Origin of the sequence: Mesorhizobium sp. M4A.F.Ca.ET.020.02.1.1 (assembly GCF_004022645.1) — a bacterium.
In the GTDB taxonomy this organism is placed as follows: Bacteria; Pseudomonadota; Alphaproteobacteria; order Rhizobiales; family Rhizobiaceae; genus Mesorhizobium.
In genome coordinates, this window is sequence record NZ_RZOI01000972.1 from 1 (window position 1) to 1,817 (window position 1,817).

The 1,817-nt window shown below is 62.9% G+C and carries 2 protein-coding genes; both read left to right on the forward strand.

The window, feature by feature from the left end:
• Window positions 1-922, forward strand: a 922-nt coding sequence (locus EN742_RS33780) for a sugar ABC transporter permease (protein ID WP_148670472.1), incomplete at its 5' end; no start/stop codon positions are given.
• Between the two features lie 12 nt (window positions 923-934).
• Window positions 935-1,817 (forward strand): carbohydrate ABC transporter permease (locus tag EN742_RS33785; protein ID WP_148670473.1); only part of this gene is annotated, 883 nt, incomplete at its 3' end.

Below are 1,817 nucleotides of genomic sequence, written 5' to 3' on the forward strand. Positions count from 1 at the left end.
TGCCTATGTGCTGTGGGGCGTGGCGCTGGGCATTGGGCAGGTGCTGACGCGCGGCGAGGACGGCCAGCGCGCGCTGTTCCTGCTTCCCGCATTGCTGTTCACCATTGCCATGGTGGTCTTCCCGACCCTGTTCGGCTTCTACATCGCGCTGACCGACTGGAACCTCAGTTCCTTCTCCGGCCGCAAGTTCAACGGGCTCGACAATTTCTGGCAGATGCTGGCCGACCCCTACTACCGCAACGCGCTGTTCAACATGGTACTGTATGTGCTCGCGGTGTTCGTCGAATATGTCATCGCCTTCGGCCTGGCGCTGCTCCTCAACGCGCAGATCCGCGCCCGCAAATTCTTCCGCGTCGTCTTCCTGATGCCGCTGATGTTGTCGCCGGTCGCGGTGTCGTGGATGATCGGCAAGTCGCTGATGGAGTATCGCTTCGGCCCGGCGGCGACGCTGGCGCGATACCTCGGCTGGGACAATCCCGCCTTCTTCTCCAACCCGATCACCGCCCGCATCTCGATCATGGTGCTGGATGCCTGGACCTTCATCCCGTTCATGATGATCATGCTGCTTGCCGGCCTGCAGGCGATGTCGCGCGAGGTGCTTGAGGCGGCGCGCGTCGACGGCGCCACCGCCTGGCAGACCTTCTGGCAGGTCACTTTCCCACTGATGCTGCCGGTGTCGGTGACAGCGGTGATCCTGCGCATCATCTTCAAGCTGAAGCTGGCCGACATCATCATCACGGTGACGTCGGGCGGGCCCGGCGGCGCCACGGATTCGGTGTCGAGCTTCATCTACCGCGAGTACCGCGACCGCTCGAATGTCGGCTACGGCACGATGCTGGCCATGGCCTATCTCGTCATCATCATCGTGTTCGTGACCTGGCTGCTGAAATTCGCCAGCCGCTTCGTGCGCAACGTCAACTGAGCGGCCGGCAACATGAGCGTCCAGACCACCGACTATTCCGTCTCCGAAATCAGCTCGCCGGCGAGCTTCCTGACCAGCCGCGTCTTCATCTATGGCGCGCTGGTGTTCTGGTCCTTCATCTGCCTTTTCCCGATCTACTGGACGATCACGACGTCATTCAAATCGGCGGTCGACGTCACCCAGGGCCATCTGATCCCGTTCGTCGACTTCCAGCCTGACTGGAAGGGCTGGCGCTCGCTCGGCCTGTCGCCGGACTCGATCACGCAGACCTCGACCGTGCGCGACGAGTTCTTCAAGCGCTTCATGAATTCGGTCATCGCCTCGGTCGGCGCATCCGGCCTCGCCATCATCATCGGCAGCCTCGCCGCCTACGGCCTGACCCGCTACCGCTACCACTTCGCCTGGTTCAAGAACGAGGACATCTCCTTCTTCTTCCTGTCGCAGCTGATCCTGCCGCCGGTGGTGCTGGCGCTGCCCTTCCTGGTGCTCTACCGCGAGGTCGGCCTGCTCGACACGCGCGTCGGGCTGATCCTGCTCTACACGCTGATGGTGCTGCCGATCGTCATCTGGATCATGCGCGACCAGTTCAATTCGATCCCGGTCGAGCTGGAGGAGGCAGCGCTCGTCGACGGCCTGTCGATCTGGGGCGCCTTCTTCCGCATCGTCATGCCGATCGCGCTGCCTGGCATGGTCGCGGCCTTCATCCTGGCGATGGTGCTGTGCTGGAACGAGTATTTCTTCGCCGCGCTTTTGACCTCGACCGACGCCAAGACCATTCCCGTCATGGTGGCGAGCCAGACCGGGTCGCAAGGCATCAACTGGTGGTCGATGGCCGCACTCGCCACCGCCGCCATCACGCCGCTTGCAGTCATCGGCATCCTTCTGGAACGCTACC